The organism is Nocardia sp. IFM 10818 (assembly GCF_054655275.1).
The window spans coordinates 7620034-7640599 of sequence record NZ_BAAHJH010000001.1 but is presented as its reverse complement, the minus strand read 5'-3'; the positions used below and the strand labels follow the sequence as shown (position 1 = coordinate 7640599).

Annotated in this window: 2 protein-coding genes (1 of these 2 cut by a window edge); both read left to right on the top strand. The window is 70.0% G+C overall.

Annotated elements, in window-relative coordinates; genetic code table 11:
- Positions 1 to 215 precede the first annotated feature (215 nt).
- Positions 216 to 18494 (top strand): non-ribosomal peptide synthase/polyketide synthase, encoded by an 18279-nt coding sequence (locus ACYQ5L_RS35240; protein WP_459962532.1) that lies wholly within the window; start codon positions 216 to 218, stop codon positions 18492 to 18494.
- On the top strand, positions 18494 to 20566 hold the 5' end (the start) of the coding sequence (locus ACYQ5L_RS35235; RefSeq protein WP_459962531.1) for a non-ribosomal peptide synthase/polyketide synthase. It continues 23559 nt past the right edge of the window; only the first 2073 of its 25632 coding nucleotides appear in the window; it begins with the start codon at positions 18494 to 18496; the stop codon falls past the right edge of the window. The genes ACYQ5L_RS35240 and ACYQ5L_RS35235 overlap by 1 nt, the downstream gene beginning before the upstream one ends.

The following is a 20566-nucleotide window of genomic DNA, read 5'->3' as shown; positions in this document are numbered from 1 at the left end:
ATCCCGGTCGGTTTACACCGAACAAAACCGGCCGGTTCCAGCAGTAGTCGGATCACGCGCGGCGTCGGTGCGGACGCTCGCGCCTTCGTCGAATCACCCAGGGCGGTGCGGTATTCCGCGACCTGGCGGCCGTGGCAAGCGGTACCCCAGGTCTATTTCGCCGTGCCCTGAAGCGTTCGGCCACAAAGCATTTCGCGAGTTCTAGGGAGGCTCTGGTGCGAGGTACGGAGTTGGGTGGGATGGGACCGGGCGGCGTGGGTGACCGGGCGAAAGATCAACGGCCGCACCATGATACCGATGGAGCGTTGCCGCTCACACCGGCCCAGCTGGGGCTCTGGTACGCCCAGCTGCTGGAACCGGAGGTGCCCATCAATGTCGCGCAGTATCTGGACGTGCGCGGCGACCTCGACCCGGAGGTGCTGGAGCGGGCGCACCTGGACGCGCTGTGCGAATTCGAGGCCGTGCAGATGCGGCTGGTGGAATGCGACGGCCGGCCGCGGCAGCTCCTGGACCTGGCTCAGCCGGTCCGGATTCCGCTGATCGATCTGCGCGCGGCCGCCGATCCGGTTGCCGCCGCACAGGACTGGATGCGCGCCGACTACACCGCGCCGGTGGACCTGCTGCGGGATCGTCATTTCGCGGGCGCGGTGCTGCGGGTCGGCGAGCGGCGCTGGTTCTGGTACCTGCGCACCCACCATCTGATGCTGGACGGCTATGGTGCGCTCACCAACACCATGCGCATTGCCGAGCTCTACAACGCGTGGATGCGCGGCACGCCGCCTTCGGGCATCACGCCCGGGAGCATGCGGGAACTGGTGGCGGCCGAGCGGGAGTATCGCGACAGCGCGCGCTTCGCCGAGGATCGCGAATACTGGGCCGAGCGGGTGCGCGGACTGGAGGCCACCAGCCTGGTGCGGCGGGTCGCCGGGGCCGCGCCGGCCAATCTGCGGTTCGGGCGGCAGCTGCCGCAGCGACTGCTGGACCGATTGAAAGCGGTTGCCGCCGAGGGGAATTCGAAGGTGGCGACGGTGGTGCTGGCGGCATTCGCCGGTTACCTGGCCCGGCTCACCGATCGCGACGAGGTGGTACTCAGCCTGCCGGTGACCGCGCGCACGGATGCGCTGACGCGGCGCTCGGCGGGCATGCTCTCCAATATCGTGCCGCTGCGCATCGCGGTGGGCGCGGACCTCACCTGGGGTGAGCTGCTGGCCGCGACCGGCGCCGAACTGTCCGCCGCGCTGCGGCATCAGCGCTACCGGCACGAGGACATTCGCCGCGACGCCGATCGCGCCGGACAGCAGACCCGGCGGGCCCTGTTCGGCCCGCTGGTCAACATCATGCTGTTCGATCTCAGCCTGCCGCTGGCCGATGCGCAGGCCCGCTATCACGTGCTCACCACCGGGCCGGTCGAAGACCTGAGCCTGCAGCTGTATTACGCGGGCCCCGAGCAGGTGGTGCTCGAACTGGAGGCCAATCCGAATCTGTACGGCGGCGACGATATCGCCCGGCACCACGCCCGTTTCGTGGGTTTTCTGGATCGGTTGCTCGCGGCCGATCCGGGCACGCCGCTGGCCGGGGTGCGGGCCACCACCGAGCTGGAACGCGAGGTGAGCCTGCGGATCTGGAACGACACCCGGCGGGAGCTCGGCGCCGGAACGCTGGTGTCGATGTTCGCCGAGCAGGCGGTGCGCACCCCGGAGCGGGCGGCGCTGTGCAGCCCGGACAGCGGGTGTGAATTCACCTATGCGGAGCTGTCCGAGCGCGTGAATCGGCTTGCCCGCCACCTGATTTCGCTCGGCATCGGGCCGGAGGACCTGGTCGCGCTGCATCTGCCGAGATCGCCCGAGCTGGTGGTGGCGATCTATGCGGTGCAGGCCGCCGGGGCGGCGTATGTGCCGCTGGATCCCGATCATCCGGCCGAGCGCACCGCGCACATCACGGCGACCGCGCGCCCGGTCTGCGTGCTGACCACCCGTGGTCTTTTCGAGGCCGATTCGCATCGTGCGGTGCTGTGTGTCGATGAGCTCGATTTGTCGGGCTACTCGGGGGCGCCGGTCGGGGATGCCGAGCGGATCGCTCCGCTGCGCCCGGCGAATACCGCGTACGTGATCTTCACGTCCGGTTCGACCGGCCGGCCGAAGGGTGTGGCCGTCAGCCACGCGGCCATTGTGAACCGGCTGCGGTGGATGCAGGAGGAATACCGGCTGACCTCGGACGATGTCGTGCTGCAGAAGACTCCGTCCACGTTCGACGTCTCGGTGTGGGAGTTCTTCTGGCCCTTGCAGGTCGGGGCGCGGCTGGTGCTGGCCACGCCGGAGGGCCATCGCGACCCTGTGTACCTGGCGGACCTCATGGCGCGCGCGGGTGTGACGGTCGCTCATTTCGTACCGTCCATGCTGTCGATCTTCGCCGATGAGCTCGCCGCCGCGAAAGCCATGGAAACTATGGCTTTGCGGATGGTCTTCGCCTCGGGTGAGGTGCTGCCCGCGGCCACCGCGCAGCGGTTGCGGGCGCTGACCCGCGCCGCCCTGCACAATCTGTACGGTCCTACGGAGGCGGCGGTCGACGTCACCTTCCACGAGGTCACCGACTTGGATATCGCGGCTGTGCCGATCGGCGCACCGGTGTCCAACACCCGGCTGTACGTGCTCGATTCACGTCTGCGGCCGGTTCCCATAGGGACCCCGGGTGAGCTGTATCTGTCGGGGGTTCAGCTCGCCCGGGGCTATGTGGCGCGCCCGTCGCTGACGGCGGAGCGCTTCGTCGCCGACCCGTTCGCCGGCGCCGAGGGCCACGGGCGTCCGGGTGCGACGATGTACCGCACCGGCGACCTGGTCTGCTGGAGCGCGACAGGCGAACTGCTCTACCTCGACCGCACCGACTTCCAGGTGAAACTTCGCGGTCTGCGAATCGAACTCGGCGAGATCGAGGCGGTGCTGAGCGCGGTCGAGGGCGTGCGCCGGACCGTCGTGGTGGTGCGCGAGGACCAGTTGGTCGCCTACGTCGTGCCCGCCGTGCCGGACGGTACCGCGCGCGCCGCCGAGGCCGCCGCAGCGCAAGACACCGCGATACCGGATTCGACGGCCGCTGTGCTGGACGCGGCCCGGCTGCGGTCCGCGGCCGCCGCCGCGCTGCCCGCCTATATGGTGCCGTCGGCGTATGTCCTGCTGGAAGCCTTGCCGCTCAATGCTTCCGGCAAGCTGGATCGGTCCGCGTTGCCCGCGCCGCAGCGCGTGGCGGTGGAATACCGGGAGCCGGAGTCGGTGGTCGAGCGGGCCGTGGCGCGCATCTTCGGCGAGGTGCTGCAGCGCGATGGGATCGGCCTCGACGACGACTTCTTCGCCCTGGGCGGCAACAGCCTCATCGCCACCCAGGTCGCGGCCCGGCTCGGCGCGGAACTGGGCTGCCGCCTCGGTGTGCGGGAGCTGTTCGCCGCCACCACGGTGGCCGAACTGGCCGCGTCCATCGGCGATCGCCTTCTCGACGAGGACGCCGGAACCGGCCCGGCCCTGGAGATCCGGCCGCGTCCGGAGGTGCTGCCGCTCTCACCGGCTCAGCAGCGCATCTGGTTCCTGAACCGCTTCGAACGCTCCAGCGCCGGCTACAACATGCCGTTCGTGCTGCGCCTGCGCGGCGCACTCGAAGTCGACGCGCTCCGCGCCGCCCTGACGGACGTGCTCGCCCGCCACGAGGTGCTGCGCACCGTCTTCCCGCAGTCCGCCGACGGCACCGCCCGCCAGCGCATTCTGCGCCCGGACGAGGTTTCCCCGCTCGGTCCGGTGGAATCGCTCAGCGCCGCAGCGACATTGCTGAGCGGCAGCGAGCCACCGGCGTCCGTACTGCCGACATCCTTCCACTGCGTCGCTGACTCGTCCGCCGTGCGGGATGATTCCGCCGCGCGGGTGGCGGACGGCACTGCCGCGCTGATGGCTGCGGCGCTGGAGGGCGAGCTGCGGGAGTTCGCGGCGGCGGGGTTCGATCTGGAGACCGAGATTCCGTTCCGCGCCAGGCTGTTTCAGCTCGGCGATGACGAGTATGCGCTGGCGGTTGTGTTGCATCACATAGCGGCGGACGGGCTATCGCTGCCGGTGCTGGCGCGGGATCTGGGGAAGGCGTACGGGGCGCGGCGGGATGGGCGGGAGCCGGGGTGGGCGGGGTTGCCGGTGCAGTATGCGGATTATGCGCTGTGGCAACGGGAGAGACTGGGGGCGGCGGAGGATCCGGAGTCATTGCTGGCGCGGCAGCTGGAGTTCTGGACCGATGCGCTGTTCGGGGCGCCGGAGCAGATCGATCTGCCGGCGGATCGGCCGCGGCCGCCGGTGGCCAGTGGGCGCGGCGGGGTGCACACGCTCCAGATTTCTGCGGAATTGCATGCGCGGATAGCGGATACCGCACGGGCGCAAGGTGTTTCGACATTCATGCTGGTGCATGCGGTATTGGCGGTGCTGCTGTCGCGATTGTCGGGTTCCGCTGATGTGGTGATCGGGACGCCGGTGGGCGGCCGGGGTGTGCGCGAATTGGACGAACTGATCGGTATGTTCGTCAATACGCTGCCGCTGCGCACCCGGGTCGATGCGCGGGCGCCGTTCAGCCGGTTGCTGGCACAGGTACGGGAGGCCGACCTCGCTGCCTTCGCACATGCCGACGCACCGTTCGAGCAACTCGTCGAAGTACTGAATCCGGCCCGGTCACAGGCCCGTCACCCGGTGTTCCAGGTCATGCTCGCCTTTACCGGCGCGGGGAATATCGGTGTCGAACTGCCCGGATTGCTTGCCACGGCAGGTACGCTGGACACCGGAGTGACCAAGTTCGACCTCTCGGTCGCGGTCACCGAAAGCTTCGCCGGTGCCGGTCCCGGGGAAGGTCCGGCACCGGCGGGGATCCAGGCGGAGTTCAGCTTCGCACTGGATCTGTTCTCCCGCGCCACCATCGCCGAGTACGCCGCCTGGTTCGTGCGTTTGCTCGACGCCGTCGTCACCGCCCCGCAAACCCCGGTTGCCGAACTGCCGCTGCTGACCGCCGGCGAGCGCCGCCGGGTCCTGGAATCCGGTGCGGCTCCGGCGCTCCCGGTGGCTCCGGCACTCGCGGGGCGCACGACGGCTGCGCGCACCGTGGTCTCCGCCTTCGAGGAGCAGGTGCGGCGCGCGCCCGGCGCGGTGGCCATGATCGACGGCCCCTGGCTGCTCACCTACGGGGAGATGTCCGCGCACGTCAACCGGCTTGCGCGGCTGCTCGTTTCGCTCGGGGTCGGCCCGGACACCCTGGTGGTGCTGGGTATGCGCCGGTCGACGGAGTTCGTCCTCGCGGCGTATGCGACGCTCACCGCGGGCGGGGCGTATGTCCCGGTCGATCCGGATCAGCCCGCCGCCCGGCTCCGGCACGTTATTGAAACCGCCCAGCCGGTATGCATTTTGACCACCTCGGCCGACGGCTGGCAGGCGGACGCGGACGGCGACGGCGAGCGCATTCGCGTGGTCGCGGTGGATACCGCCGAACTGTCCGGCTTTGCCGCCGATCCGGTCGCCGACGACGAACGCGGCGGCCCGCTGCATCCGGACGCGCTGGCCTACGTGATCTTCACGTCCGGATCCACCGGACGCCCCAAAGGCGTTGCGGTGCGCCATTGTTCGGTCGCCAACCAGATCGACTGGATTGCCGCCGAATACGGGATCGATCGCGACGAGGTGGTGCTGTTCAAGACGCCCGCCACCTTCGACGTCTCGGTCTGGGAGCTGTTCGCCCCGCTGTGCCGCGGCGGCCGCCTGGTGGTGGCCGAGCACGACGGACACCGCGATACCGCCTATCTGGCGGAGACCATTGCGCTGTACGGGGTGACCATGACCTCGTTCGTCCCGTCCATGCTGACGGTGTTCGCCGGCGCGGCGCGTGCGGACGAACTCGCTTCGCTGCGCACGGTGCTCGTTGCCGGTGAGGCCATGACGAGCGAGGCCGCCGCCGCGTTCGCGACGGTGAGCGCGGCCGAATTGCACAATTTGTACGGGCCCACGGAATTCACCGTGCACGCCACCCATGCACCGGTCGATCCGGATGGCATCGGCCCGGTGCCGATCGGCCGCCCGGTCGCGGGCAATCAGGTGTTCGTGCTGGACGAGCGGCTACAGCCGGTGCCCGACACCGTGATCGGCGAGCTGTATCTGTCCGGCGTGCAGCTGGCGCGCGGCTATCACGGCCGCGCTGATCTCTCCGCCGAGCGCTTTGTCGCGAATCCGTACGGACCGGATGGTTCGCGCATGTATCGCACCGGTGATCTGGTGCGTCGCACCCGCGGCGGCGTGCTGGAATACCTGGGCCGCAGTGACTTCCAGGTGAAACTGCGCGGTCAGCGCATCGAACTCGGCGATATCGAGGCCGCGCTGACCGCCGCGGCCGATGTGCGCGCCGCCGCCGTGACCGTGCACAAGCACCACAGCGGTGAACTCCTGGTCGCCTACGTCGTCACCGATCTGCCCGAGGCGGAGCTCACCGACGTCCTCGGCGACCGGGTGCGCGCGGCCCTCCCGTCGTACATGGCGCCCACCGCCTACGTGCGCCTGGAGCGTATGCCCCTCACCGCCTCCGGCAAGCTGGACCGCAAGGCCTTGCCCGAACCGGAATTGCGCGCCCGCGCCTTCCGCGCCCCGGCCACGCGCGCCGAGCGCGCGGTCGCACGGGTCTTCGCGGAGGTGCTCGGCGTGGGCCGGGTCGGCCTCGACGACGACTTCTTCGCCCTGGGCGGCAATTCCCTGGTGGCGACGCAGATCTCGGCGCGGCTCGCGGACGTCCTGGCAGCCGAGGTGCCGGTGCGCGCCCTCTTCGAATATCCGACGGTGGCCGGACTGGCCGATCGCCTGCGGCGCGGTGCGGCCGAGTACCGCAAACCGCTGGTGGCCCGGGTGCGGGCGGACCGGCGACCGGATCCGGTGCCGCTGTCCTACGCGCAGCAGCGCATGTGGTTCCTCAATCGTTTCGACAGCGCCTCGGTGGCGGACAATCTGGTGGCAGCCATCCGGCTCACCGGTCCGCTCGACCATGCCGCCCTGGCCGCCGCGTTCACCGATGTGGTGCAGCGGCACGAGGCGCTGCGCACCGTGTACCCGGCCGTGGACGGCATCGGCTACCAGCGCGTCCTGCCGGTCGCCGCGGCCGGGCTCGATCTGATCCCGGAGGACATCGGCGCGGACGCGCTCGATGAGCGCATTCGAGCTCTTGCCGCACGGCCCTTCGCGGTGAGCGAGGAGGTGCCGCTGCGGCTGGCCCTGCTGCGCGTGGCGGCCGCGGACGACCGTAGCGGCGAGGAGCACGTCCTGGTCTTCGCGGTGCATCACATCGCGGCGGACGGCTGGTCCATCGCGCCGCTGACCCGGGATCTCATGAACGCGTACGCGGCGCGCCGGGCCGGGGCCGCCCCGCGGTGGGAGCCGCTGCCGGTGCAGTACACGGATTACACGCTGTGGCAGCGGGAGTTGCTGGGCAGTGCTGAGGATCCAGAGTCGCTGCTTTCCCGCCAGCTCGGGTTCTGGCGCGACGAATTGGCCGGACTGGCACCGGAATTGCCCTTGCCGGCGGATCGGCCGCGGCCGGCTTCCGTGTCCGGGCGGGGCGCGGTCCACGGCTTCACCCTCGACGCGTCGCTGCACCGGGGTCTGCTGGAGCTCGCGGAGCGCAACCAGGCCTCGCTGTTCATGGTGGTGCACGCCGCCTTCGCCGCCCTGCTCGCGAAACTCTCGGGGCAGCATGATATTTCGATCGGAACGCCGGTCGCGGGCCGGGGGGAGCAGGCCCTCGACGGGCTGGTCGGGATGTTCGTGAACACCCTCGTGCTGCGCACCGGGGTAATGCCGCGACGGTCGTTCGCCGCCCTGGTGGCGGCGGTGCGGGAGGCGGATCTACGGGCGTTCGCGCAGGCGGATGTGCCGTTCGAGCGGCTGGTGGAGGCGCTGGCGCCGGTGCGGTCGCCCGGACTGCATCCGTTGTTCCAGGTGGTGCTGGACTTCCAGAACACGGCGCAGGCCGAGCTCGAGCTGGATGGCCTGGCGGTATCGCGACTGGATATCGATACTCACACGGCGAAGTTCGATCTGCAGCTGTCGGTGCGTGAGCGCCCCGGCGCGGCGGGGGATACCGCCGCGCTCGACGCGGTATTCACCTATGCCACCGATCTTTTCGATGCCGAGACCATTGCGATGCTGGCGGAGCGGTTCGAGCGGGTGTTGCGGGCCGTGACGGCCGACCCGGCGATCGCCGTCGACGATATCGAGGTGCTCACCGCCGGGGAGCGGCGGCGGGTACTGCACGAGTGGCCGGTCACCGGCGCCGACATTGCCGAGAACACAACTGTCGCAGCGCGTTTCGCTAGGGCCGCGGGGATCGATCCACAGGCGATCGCGGTGCGCGCGGGGGATGTCACGCTGACCTACGCCGAGCTCGGCGCGCGCGCCAACCGGCTGGCCCGCCGACTCATCGCGGTCGGGGTCGGCCCGGAATCGCTGGTGGCCGTGGCACTTCCGCGCTCCGCCGAACTGGTGGTCGCCTTGCTGGCGGTCGTGCAGGCCGGTGGCGGATATCTGCCCATCGATCCGAACTATCCGGCGGACCGGATCGAGTACGTCCTCGGCGACGCGCGCCCGGTGTGCGCCATTACCAATGCCGCGGCACAGTTGCCCGCGGGGTGGTTCGACGGGACCGTCATCGATCTGGACACCGTGGATCTGGGGGGATATCCGGACGGACCGATCACCGATCGGGACCGGGGGACGCCGCTCGATCCGGCGCATACCGCCTATGTCATCTACACCTCCGGTTCGACCGGCCGCCCCAAGGGCGTGGTCATCCCGCACCGCAATGTGATCCGGCTGCTGGACAATACGCACGAGCACTTCGGTTTCGGCGCCTCGGATGTGTGGACGCTGTTCCACTCCTATGCCTTCGACTTCTCGGTGTGGGAGTTGTGGGGCGCGCTGCTGTACGGCGGCCGCGTGGTGGTGGTCGACTACTTGACCTCGCGCTCTCCACGGCAGTTCCGGGAACTGCTCGCGGCCGAGCGGGTGACCGTGCTCAATCAGACGCCATCGGCCTTCTATCAGCTCATCGCCGCCGATGCCGAGGAGGACGGCGAGCTCGCGCTGCGGTACGTGATCTTCGGCGGGGAGGCGCTCGAACCGCAGCGGTTGCGCGGCTGGTTCGCCCGGCATCCGCAGGCTCCGGCGCTGGTGAACATGTACGGCATCACCGAGACCACGGTGCACGTGTCGTATCGGAGCATTACGCCCGGCACGGGCGCGGCCAGTGTCATCGGCGGCCCGCTGCCGGGTCTGACCGTGCGCGTGCTGGATGCGCGGCTGCGGCCGGTTCCGGTCGGCGTGCCCGGCGAGATCTATGTCTCCGGTGGTCAGCTCGCGCGCGGCTATCTCGCGCGTCCGGCCTTGTCGGCGAGCCGGTTCGTGGCCGATCCGCACGGGCCCGCCGGATCGCTCGCCTATCGTTCCGGCGATCTGGCGCGCTGGACCGCGGGCGGCGAGCTGGAATATCTGGGCCGCGCCGATCAGCAGGTGAACCTGCGCGGATTCCGCATCGAACTCGGCGAGATCGAGGCGGCGCTGCTGGCGGAGCCCGCCGTGCGGGAGGCCGCGGTGGTGGTGCGGCGCGACGATCGAGTGGACGAGGACCGGATAGTCGGGTACGTGGTTCCGGCGGAACCGGACGCCGCACCCGATACCGCGGCGCTGCGGCAGGCCCTGACCGGCCGATTGCCGGAGCACATGGTGCCCGCCGCGATGGTGCTGGTCGAGCGAATCCCCTTGACCGTCAATGGCAAACTCGATCGGGCGGCGCTGCCCGCACCCGTCTTCGAGACGGTGGCCTATCGAGCGCCCGGCACCGCGGCCGAGATCGCGGTGGCCGAGGTGTACGCCGAACTCCTCGGCGTCTCGCGCGTGGGGCTGGATGACGACTTCTTCGCACTCGGCGGCAGTTCGCTGCTGGCGGCCCGCGCGGCCGCGCGCCTCGGAGCGGCCCTCGACTGTGACCTACCGGTGCGCGCCCTCTTCGAGGCCCGCACCGTAGCGGCGCTGGCGGCTTTCGCGCACGCGCTGACGGGTGCGGGCGGGCGAGTGCCGCTGCGGGCCACGAATCCACGCCCGCAACGGATTCCGCTGGCTCCGGCGCAGCGGCGCATATGGTTCCTCAACCGATACTGGGCCACGGAGGACAACGCCGGGCCCGGTGCGGCCGCCGACAATATTCCGCTGGTCATCCGCTTCTCCGGGAATCTGGACGAGGTGGCGCTGCGGGCGGCGCTGGCGGATCTGGTGGCGCGGCACGAGACGTTGCGCACCGTCCATCCGGATGGTCCGGACGGACCGGAACAGGTGATTCTTCCTGCTGCCGAGCATGTTCCGGCGCTGACGGCCGAGCCGATCGCGGCCTCGGACCTGCCCGCACGGCTGGCCGCCGCCGCGGGCGAAGCCTTCGACCTGACCGTCGAGACACCGCTGCGGGCGGCACTTTTCACGGTCTCGCCGACCGAGCACGCGCTGGTCCTGGTGCTGCATCACATCGGCGCCGACGGCTATTCGCTCGGCCCGCTGGCTCGCGATCTGATGACCGCCTATACAGCCCGGCACGCCGGTCGGGCACCGGACTGGGAGCCGCTGCCCGTGCAGTACGCCGATTACACGCTGTGGCAGGCCGAAATCCTGGGCGCGGACGACGATCCGGAGGCGGTGGCGCACCGTCAGCTGGCGTACTGGCGGGACCGGCTGGCCGGTCTGCCCGAGCAGTTGGACCTGCCCGCCGATCGCCCGCGCCCGGCGGTGTCCTCGCATCGCGGCGGCACCCATCGGCTCGCGGTGGACTCCGACCTGCACGGCGAACTCGCCGAGCTGGCGCGTAAACAGGACACCACCCTGTTCAGCACGGTCCATGCGGCGCTCGCGGTGCTGTTGTCCCGCCTGTCGGGCAAGACCGATATCGCCATCGGCACTCCGGTCGCCGGGCGTGGTGAGCGGGCCCTCGACGATCTGGTCGGCATGTTCGTGAACACCCTGGTGCTGCGCACCGAGGTGGATCCGCGGGCCGGTTTCGACACCGTCCTGGACGCGGTGCGGGAGGACGATATCGCCGCGCTGTCGCATGCGGAGGCGCCGTTCGAGCGGTTGGTGGAGGTGCTCGCCCCGGCGCGATCGCAGCATCGGCATCCGCTGTTCCAGGTGGCCCTGACCTTCCAGAATTTCCCGCTGCCCGCCCTCGAACTGCCCGGCCTGCGGATTCGGCCGGAGCAGATCGATGCGGGCGTGGCCACGTTCGATCTGCAGTTCACCGTCACCGAGACCGTCGGCGCGGATGGCCGCGCCGGTGGCATGGATATCGAAATCACCTATGCCCGGGATCTTTTCGATGCGGGCAGCATTGCGGTGCTGGCGCGGCGGTTCGAGCAGGTGCTGGCGGCGGTGGCCGCCGACCGCACGGTCGCGGTCGGCGATATTCAGCTGCTGAGCGCGGAGGAGCAGCGGCGCGGGCTCTACGAGTGGCCGTCCGGCGGTGTGGATATCGCCGAAAACGTCACCATCACAGCGCGTTTCGCGGCTGCCGCCCGCATCGATCCGGACGCCGTGGCGGTCCGGGCGGGGGAGACCACCCTGACCTACGCGGAGCTCGATGCCCGTTCCAACCGGCTGGCGCGCCGCCTCATCGCGGCCGGCGCGGGACCGGAGGCGCTGGTGTGCGTGGCGCTGCCGCGGACCGCCGATGTGGTGGTGGCGCTGCTGGCGGTGCTCAAGTCCGGGAGCGGCTACCTGCCGATCGATCCGAACTACCCGGCCGACCGCATCGAATACGTACTGGACGATGCGCGCCCGGTGTGCGCCGTCACCAGCGCCGCCGCGCAGCTGCCCGCGGGCTGGTTCGGCGGACCGATCATCGATCTGGATATCGCTGAGCTGTCCGGCTTTTCCTGCGCCCCGATCACCGATTCCGATCGGCGCAGCGCGCTGCGGCCGGAGCACACCGCGTATGTCATCTACACCTCCGGGTCCACCGGCCGCCCGAAGGGCGTCATGGTGCCGCACGGCAATGTGATTCGGCTGCTGGACAATACGCACCGCGAATTCGGCTTCGGCCCGTCGGATGTGTGGACGCTGTTCCACTCCTATGCCTTCGACTTCTCGGTGTGGGAGTTGTGGGGCGCGCTGCTGTACGGCGGGCGCATCGTGGTGGTCGACTACTTCACCTCGCGGTCACCGCAGCAGTTCCTGGAATTGCTGGCCGCCGAGCGGGTTACGGTGCTGAATCAGACCCCGTCGGCGTTCTATCAGCTCATTACCGCCGTCGCGGATTCGGAGCCGGAGCTGGCGCTGCGGTTCGTCGTTTTCGGCGGTGAGGCGCTGGAGCCGAATCGGTTGCGCGGCTGGTTCGCCCGGCGTCCGGAACGCCCGGTGCTGGTGAACATGTACGGCATCACCGAGACCACGGTGCACGCGTCGTACCGGCTCGTCGGGCCGGCGGACGGCTCGGCCAGCGCCATCGGCGGTGCGCTCGCGGGCCTGACCCTGCGACTGCTGGATTCCCGGCTGCGGCCGGTGCCGGTCGGGGTCCCCGGCGAAATCTATGTCTCCGGCGGGCAATTGGCGCGCGGCTACTTCGCTCGCCCCGCACTGTCGGCGGGTCGCTTCGTGGCCGACCCGTACGGCCCGGCCGGATCGCGGGCCTACCGCTCGGGTGATCTGGCGCGCTGGACCGCGGACGGCGAGCTGGAATACCTCGGCCGCGCCGATCAGCAGGTGAACCTGCGCGGTTTCCGGGTGGAACTCGGTGAGATCGAGCAGGCGCTGCTGGAGCAGCCGGGCGTACGGCAGGCCGCGGTCGCGGTGCGCCGGGACGCGGCCGTGGACGAGGACCGGATCGTCGGCTACGTCGTGGCCGCGGACGATGTCGAGACCGCCGCGCTGCGGCAGGCGGTGGCGCGGCGGCTGCCCGAGCACATGGTGCCCGCCGCGCTCGTGCCGCTGGACCGAATCCCTTTGACCGTCAATGGAAAGCTCGATCGCGCGGCACTTCCGGACCCGGTGTTCGAAACCGCCGTCTACCGGCGGCCCGCCACCTTGGCCGAGGAGATCGTGGCGGGCGTCTTCGCGGAACTGCTCGGCTTGGACCGGGTCGGCTCGGACGACGACTTCTTCGCCCTCGGCGGCAGTTCGCTGCTGGCGGCCAAGGCGGTCGCCCGGATCGGCGGGGTGCTCGGCGCCACCGTCGGGGTGCGGGTGCTGTTCGAATCCTCCCGGGTGAGTGAGCTCGCGGCGCGCATCGGAAACGGCGCGGAGACCGCGGCGCGCACGCCGTTGGTCGCAGGTGAGCGTCCCGACCGGCTGCCGCTCTCGCCTGCCCAGCAACGCATGTGGTTCCTCAACCGCTTCGACCGCACCTCCACCGCGTACACCATTCCCCTCGCACTGCGGCTTCGCTCGGCCTCCGGTGCGCTGGATGTGGAGGCTTTGCGGGCCGCGGTCGCGGATGTGATCGAACGACACGAGACCCTGCGCACCGTCTACCCAGAGACGGCCGACGGCCCGGCGCAGGTGATCCTGCCCGCCGGGCAGGCCGTGCAGCCGCTGTCCCCGGTGGATATCACCGAAGCCGAACTGCCACAGCGGATGCTGGATCTGGTCGGCGCCGGTTTCGATGTCACCACCGAGGTTCCGGTGCGGCTGCGACTGTTCCGCATCGCCGACGCCGAGTCGATCGAGCACGTCTTCGCCGGTGCGCTGCACCATATTTCGGCGGACGGATCCTCGATCGTGCCCTTCATCCGCGATCTGGTGCACGCCTACGGCGCACGGCTGGCGGGCGTAGCGCCGTTCTGGTCGCCGCTGACGGCGCAGTACGCGGACTACGCCCTCTGGCAGCGAACATTGCTGGGTTCCGAAGACGATGCCGAATCCGTTGCCGCACAGCAGATTGCGTACTGGCGAAAGACCCTCGCCGGGCTGCCGGAACAGCTGGACCTACCCTCCGACTACCCGCGCCCCGCCCGGCAGAGCCTGCGCGGCACCCACGTCGACTTCTCGATCGACGCGGAACTGCACGCCCGTCTTGCGGAGGTCGGCCGTCGCCAGGGCGCAACGCTGTTCATGGTGGTGCACGCGGCCTTCGCGGCACTGCTGGCCCGCCTCTCGGGTAGCGCCGATATCGCAGTCGGCACCCCGATAGCAGGCCGCGGCGAAGCCGCCCTCGACGACCTCATCGGCATGTTCGTCAACACACTGGTGCTCCGCACCGGCATCGACCCCGCCGAACCGTTCACGAACCTGCTCGACCGTGTCCGCACCGCCGATATCGCCGCCTTCGCCCACGCCGACGTCCCGTTCGAACGCCTGGTCGAGGTCCTCAACCCGGCGCGCTCCACCGCCCGCCACCCGCTGTTCCAGGTCGGCCTCTCCTTCCAGAACCACGAGCGCGCCACACTGCGCCTGCCCGGCCTGGACATCTCCGACATCGAATTCGACAACGACACAGCCCAATTCGACCTGCACCTGTTCGCGGTCGACCACTACGCCGACACCGGAGCCCCCACCGGCGTCGACCTCACCCTCCGCTACGCCACCGACCTGTTCACCGCCGCGACCGCGACCCGGTTCGCCGACGCGCTGCGACGCGTGCTGGAAGCCATTGCCGCCGAACCGGAGATCCGGATCGGCGCAATCGATCTGCTGGGCCGGGAGTTGCGACACCGGGTGCTGCTCGAGTGGAACGACACCACCCACCCGGTCCCCGGCCATACCCTCGCGGACCTGGTGGACGCCCAGGTCGCGAGCACACCGGCTGCCGCCGCCCTCGTCATACCGGACGGCCCCGATCTCGTCGGCTCGGATGGCTCTGCCCTCGTCATTCCGGCGGGCTCTCGGCCGGAATCTCACGGTGGATCCCGGCCACAAGCACGCCGGGATGACGAAGGGGTGACCCGCCGCCGGGATGACGCAGGGGCGAGCGGCCGCCGAGGTGACGAAGCGGTGCGCAGCCGCGGGGGCGACGAAGCGGCGCGCGGCGAGGTTTTGACCTACGCCGAATTCGATGCCCGGGTGAACCGGCTGGCGCGGCATCTCATTGCGGGCGGAGTCGGACCGGAGCGGACCGTGGCGCTGGCCATGCGGCGGTCCGTCGAGCTGGTTGTTGCGATGTACGCGGTGGTCAAGGCCGGTGGGGCGTATGTGCCGATCGATCCGGATCATCCCGCCGACCGGATTGCGTACGTGCTCGAGACGGCCGCGCCGGTCTGCGTGCTGACCACGAGCCGAGACGGGTTCGAGGCCACGGCGGGGGAGGTGTTGCGGGTCGACGAGCTCGACCTGACGGGGTATTCGGGTGCGCCGATCGCCGATGGCGAGCGGGTGCGCCCCTTGCGGGCGGCTCATCCGGCTTACGTCATCTTCACCTCGGGATCGACCGGTACGCCGAAGGGCGTCGCGGTTCCGCATTCCGCCATCGTCAACCAATTGCATTGGCTGCGGACCACGTTCGGGCTGGGTCCGGCGGATCGGGCGCTGCTCAAGACGCCCGCTACCTTCGATCTGTCGGTGTGGGAGTTCTGGTCGTCGCTGGTTACCGGCGGCGGGCTGGTGATCACCGCGCCCGGTGACGAGCGTGATCCGGACCGGCTGCGCGAGCTCATGAGCGCGTACGGCGTCACGGTGCTGCAGCCGGTTCCCTCGCTGCTCGGCATGTTGCTGACCGCAGGGCCGCTGCCCGCCTCGGTGCGGGCGGTGCTGACCATCGGTGAGGCGCTGCCCGCCGCCACCGCGACGGAGTTTCTCGATGAGCATCCGTCTGGGAGTGGTTCCACGGCAAGGCTTTTCAATCTGTACGGGCCGACCGAGGCCGCGGTGTCCATTACCGCATACGAGGTGCGGCAACCGCCCGCGCATACGGTGGCGATCGGCACCCCCGCGTGGAACAGTCGGTGTTACGTCCTCGATGCTCGCTTGCAACCGGTACCGGTGGGTGTTCCTGGCGAGCTGTACCTTTCCGGCGCGCAGTTGGCCCGTGGGTACCATGCCCATCCGGTCCGCACCGCCGAAAGGTTTGTCGCCGATCCCTTCTACACCGCCGGAGCGGAAGGCGACGGCCGCATGTATCGCACCGGCGATATCGTGCGCTGGCGCGCGGACGGCAGCCTGGAATACCTGGAGCGCGCCGACTTCCAGGTGAAGGTCGGTGGGCATCGCATCGAGCTCGGTGAGATCGAGACCGTGCTGCGCCGGCAGGAGGGTGTGACGGCGGCCGTCGCCGTGGCTCGCACCGGCGCTGCGGGCACTCGGCTGGTCGCCTATGCGGTGGTGCCGGACGCCGAACCGGAGCGCTACGACGAGGTCGCCGCGGAATTGCGCGCTGCGCTGGTCGCGGGTCTGCCGCAGTACATGGTTCCGGCTGTCATCGTGGTGCTGGATGCGTTGCCGCTCAATGCCAATGGCAAGGTAGATCGCCCGCGGCTGCCCGAGCCTGTGTTTGCCGCAGCGATGCACCGGGAACCGGTAACGCGGCTGGAGCGGCTCGTGGCGGCGGCGTTCGCCGAAGTCGCCGAATTGGCCGATGCTCCGGGGTTGGATTCCGACTTCTTCGCCCTGGGCGGCAATTCGCTCATGGCGACGAGGCTTGTCGCCCGGCTGGGCGCGGATCTGGGCGTGCACGTGCCGGTGGCGGCTGTCTTCGAAGCGCCGACCGTGGCGGGGCTGGCCGAACGGTTGGCCGACACCGATGCGCGGGATGCGCGCCCGGCTCCGGTGCGCCGCAAGGCAACCGGGCCCGCGACGCTGTCGCTGGCGCAGCAGCGGATGTGGGTGGTCAACCGGTTGCATCCGGATTCGGCGGCCTATAACGTGCCCGCCGCGATTCGCCTGACGGGCGCGCTGGACCGGGGCGCTTTGCACGCCGCATTGCTGGATGTGCTGGGCCGCCACGACATTCTGCGGACCCGATTCCCGGAAGTGAACGACGAGCCGGTGCAGCAGGTGCTTCCGGTGAGCGAACTCCGGCTCGATCTCACGCCGGTCCCGGACGACGGCCGGGATATCGAGCAGCGGATCGCCGACATCGTCTCCGCCGGATTCGATGTCACCGCCGAGCCGCCGGTGCGGGTGCGGCTGCTGGCCGATGGTGCCGAGGCGCATGTGCTGGTCGTGGTCCTGCACCACATCGCGGCGGACGGTTACTCGGTCGGACCCATGACGCGGGACCTGGTACACGCCTACACCAGCCGAGTGCGCGGCGCCGCGCCCGCCTGGGCGCCGCTGCCGATTCAGTACGCCGATTACAGCGACTGGCAGCGGCACGTGCTGGGCGACGACGGCGATTCGCAGAGTCTGCTGTCTCGGCAGCTGGCGTTCTGGACCACCGAATTGGCCGGTGTCCCTGAGCACTTGCCGCTGCCCACTGATCGTCCACGCCCGGCACGGCGGGATATGCGCGGTGCGACAGTCGATTTCGAGATCGGCGTCGAGCTCACCGCGAGCCTGGTCGCGGTGGCCCGCGCGCACGAGACCACGCTGTTCGGTCTGCTGCACGCCGGTTTCGCCGTCCTGCTCTCGAAGCTGTCGGGCCTGTACGACATCGCCGTCGGCACCCCGGTCGCCGGTCGCGGTGATCGGGCGCTGGACGACATGATCGGCATGTTCGTGAACACGGTGGTGCTGCGCACGGATATCGACGCACGGGCACCGTTCCACGACCTGCTGCGGCAGGTCCGTGACCGCGATCTGACCGCGTTCGCGCACGCCGACGTGCCGTTCGAGCGCGTGGTGGAGGCCGTGCTATCCGATTCCGGCCGTCCCCGGTCCAGCGCGCACACACCGCTGTTCCAGGTGCTGTTCACCTACCAGAACATGCCGGGCGGCAGGATCGCGCTGCCCGGTCTCGCGGTCGAGGTGCTGGAGCCTCGGCCGGCCGAGGCCAAGTTCGATCTGCAGCTCACCGCCGTCGAGCAGTACGGCGAAAACGGGCGCGTCACCGGATTGCGCATGCAATTCGACTATGCCACCGATATTTTCGACGCCGCCACCGTGCGCCGCTGTGCGGAGCGACTGGTGCGGGTGCTCGAGACGGTGGCCGCCGATCCGGCGATCACGGTGCGCGCCATCGATATTCGTACCGCGGCCGAGCAGTCCGGCCCGGCACGGTCCGCGACCGGTGGCGCCGCCGACGCCGCCCCGGCCGAGCTCCCGGCGCTCATTGCCGCCGCGGCGGAGCTCACCCCCGATGCGATCGCCGTCCGGCACGGCGATCACATCGTCAGTTACCGCGATCTCGCCACCAAGATCGCCACCGTTGCCCGGGCCATGGGCGCGGCGGCGAAACCGGAAGCACTGGTGAATGTCGCATTGGCCGGTTTGGTGCCCGGCATTCTGGCCGCCCTGGGTGCGGGCGGCCTGTCCGAAGTCCTGCGCACGCTGTCCGGCGAGGCGCAGGCGGTGGTCCTTCGATCTGATCTCGAATCGGAAGGAGCCCTCTGATGTCCAATGCGGAGTCGGTCGCCCTCGGCAGGTACGGAAACAATGCGGCGCTACGCAGCGCGTATGGAATCGCGGATCTGCCGCTCTTGATCGAAACGGTGGCGGCGCTGGAACCGGAGCGCATTGCGGTGCGGCACGCGGACGCCGCCGTGTGCTACGCGGCGCTCGCCACGGAGCTGGAGGTGCTGACCGAGGCCATGGGCGGTGCGCTGGAACCCGAGGCGCTCGTTCAAGTGGTGGTGTCGGGTGCGCTGCCCGCGCTCATGGAGGGGGAGGAGGGCGCGCTGGCGCGGGTGCTGGCGGAACTGCTCGACGATGCCGTCGGGGCGGCGGCCGGGGTGCTGACCCCGCGGCTGGCGCCGGTGGAGACGCTGGCCACGCTGTTCGAGGAGCAGGTGCGCCGCACCCCGGACGCGGTGGCGGTGCAGTTCCGTGACGAGAGCCTGACCTATGCCGAGTTGGACGCCCGGGCGGATCGGCTGGCGCGCCGGCTGGCGTCCTCGGGTGTGGGCCCGGATGTGCTGGTGGGCCTGGCCGTTCGGCGATCGGTCGAATTGCTGGTCGGCATGTACGCCATCCTCAAGGCGGGCGGCGCGTACGTGCCGCTGGATCCGGATCATCCGGCCGAGCGGTTGTCCTATGTGCTGTCGGTGGCCGCCCCGGCGCTGGTGCTCACCACCACCGCCGATCAGCCGGAATTCGATGCCGCGGTGCCGGTCCTGCGCATCGACGAGTTCGAGTCTGCCGCACCGGTTTCCGAAAGTTCCGGCGACGGGCTCGCGACGCCTGCGGATCTCTATGCGCCGCAACCGTTATCGGACAATATCGCCTACGTCATCTTCACCTCGGGCTCCACCGGCCGTCCCAAGGGCGTCGCGGTCTCGCACCGCGCCATTGTGGCGAATCTGCGCTGGCGGCAGCGCATGTACCGGCTGCACGAGGATGATGCCGTCCTGCAGAAGACCCCGTTCACCTTCGATGTCTCGGTGTGGGAGTTCTTCTGGCCCTTGCAGGTCGGCGCGCGGCTGGTGATCGCCGAGCCGGAAGGCCATCGCGATCCGGCGTACCTGCTGCGCGCCATGAGCGAGTACGGCATTACCGTCGCGCATTTCGTGCCGTCCATGCTGGCGGTCTTCGTGGCCGCAGCGCGCGACGGCGTGCCGGACGCGCTGCGCGTGGTGTTCGCCTCCGGTGAGGCGCTGCCCGCCGCCACCGCGGCGGCCTTCCGCGATGTGAGCGGTGCGACGCTGCACAATCTGTACGGCCCCACCGAGGCCGCGGTCGACGTGACCGCGCACGAGGTCACCGGCGCCGATACCGATCAGGTGCCGATCGGCGCGGCCGCGGACGATACCGAACTGCTGGTGCTGGACGAGCATCTGCGGCCGGTGCCGGTGGGCGTGGTCGGTGAGCTGTATCTGGCGGGTGTGCAATTGGCGCGCGGGTATGTGGCGCGCGCGGCGCTCACGGCGGAGCGATTCGTCGCCAATCCCGAAGGCGCGCCCGGTGATCGGATGTATCGCACGGGTGACCTGGTGCGCTGGACGCCGGGGGTCGATGGCGGTCCGGCCGAGCTGGAATACCTGGGGCGCAGTGATTTCCAGGTCAAGCTGCGGGGATTGCGGATCGAGCTGGGCGAGGTGGAGGCGGCGCTGCTGCGCCACGATCGGGTCGCGCAGGCCGCGGTGCTGCTGTGGCACGGTCCCGCCGGTGATCACCTGGTGGGCTATGTGGCGCCCGCCGGCGAGCTGGACGCCGCCGCCGTGCTCGCGACGGCGCGGGAGCGGTTGCCCGAGTACATGGTGCCGTCACTGCTGGTGCCGCTGGCCGAAATGCCGTTGAACCCCAATGGCAAGCTGGATCGCAAGGCCCTGCCGGAGCCGGAATTCGCCGAGAGCGCGACCGCCTACCGGGAACCCGAAAGCACTGCCGAGCGCGCGGTGGCGGCGGTTTTCGCCGATCTGCTCGGGGTGGAGCGGGTCGGCGCGGACGACGATTTCTTCGCCTTGGGCGGCAATTCGCTCATTGCGACCCGTGCGATCGCCCGGGTGGTCGAGGCCCTGCGGATCACC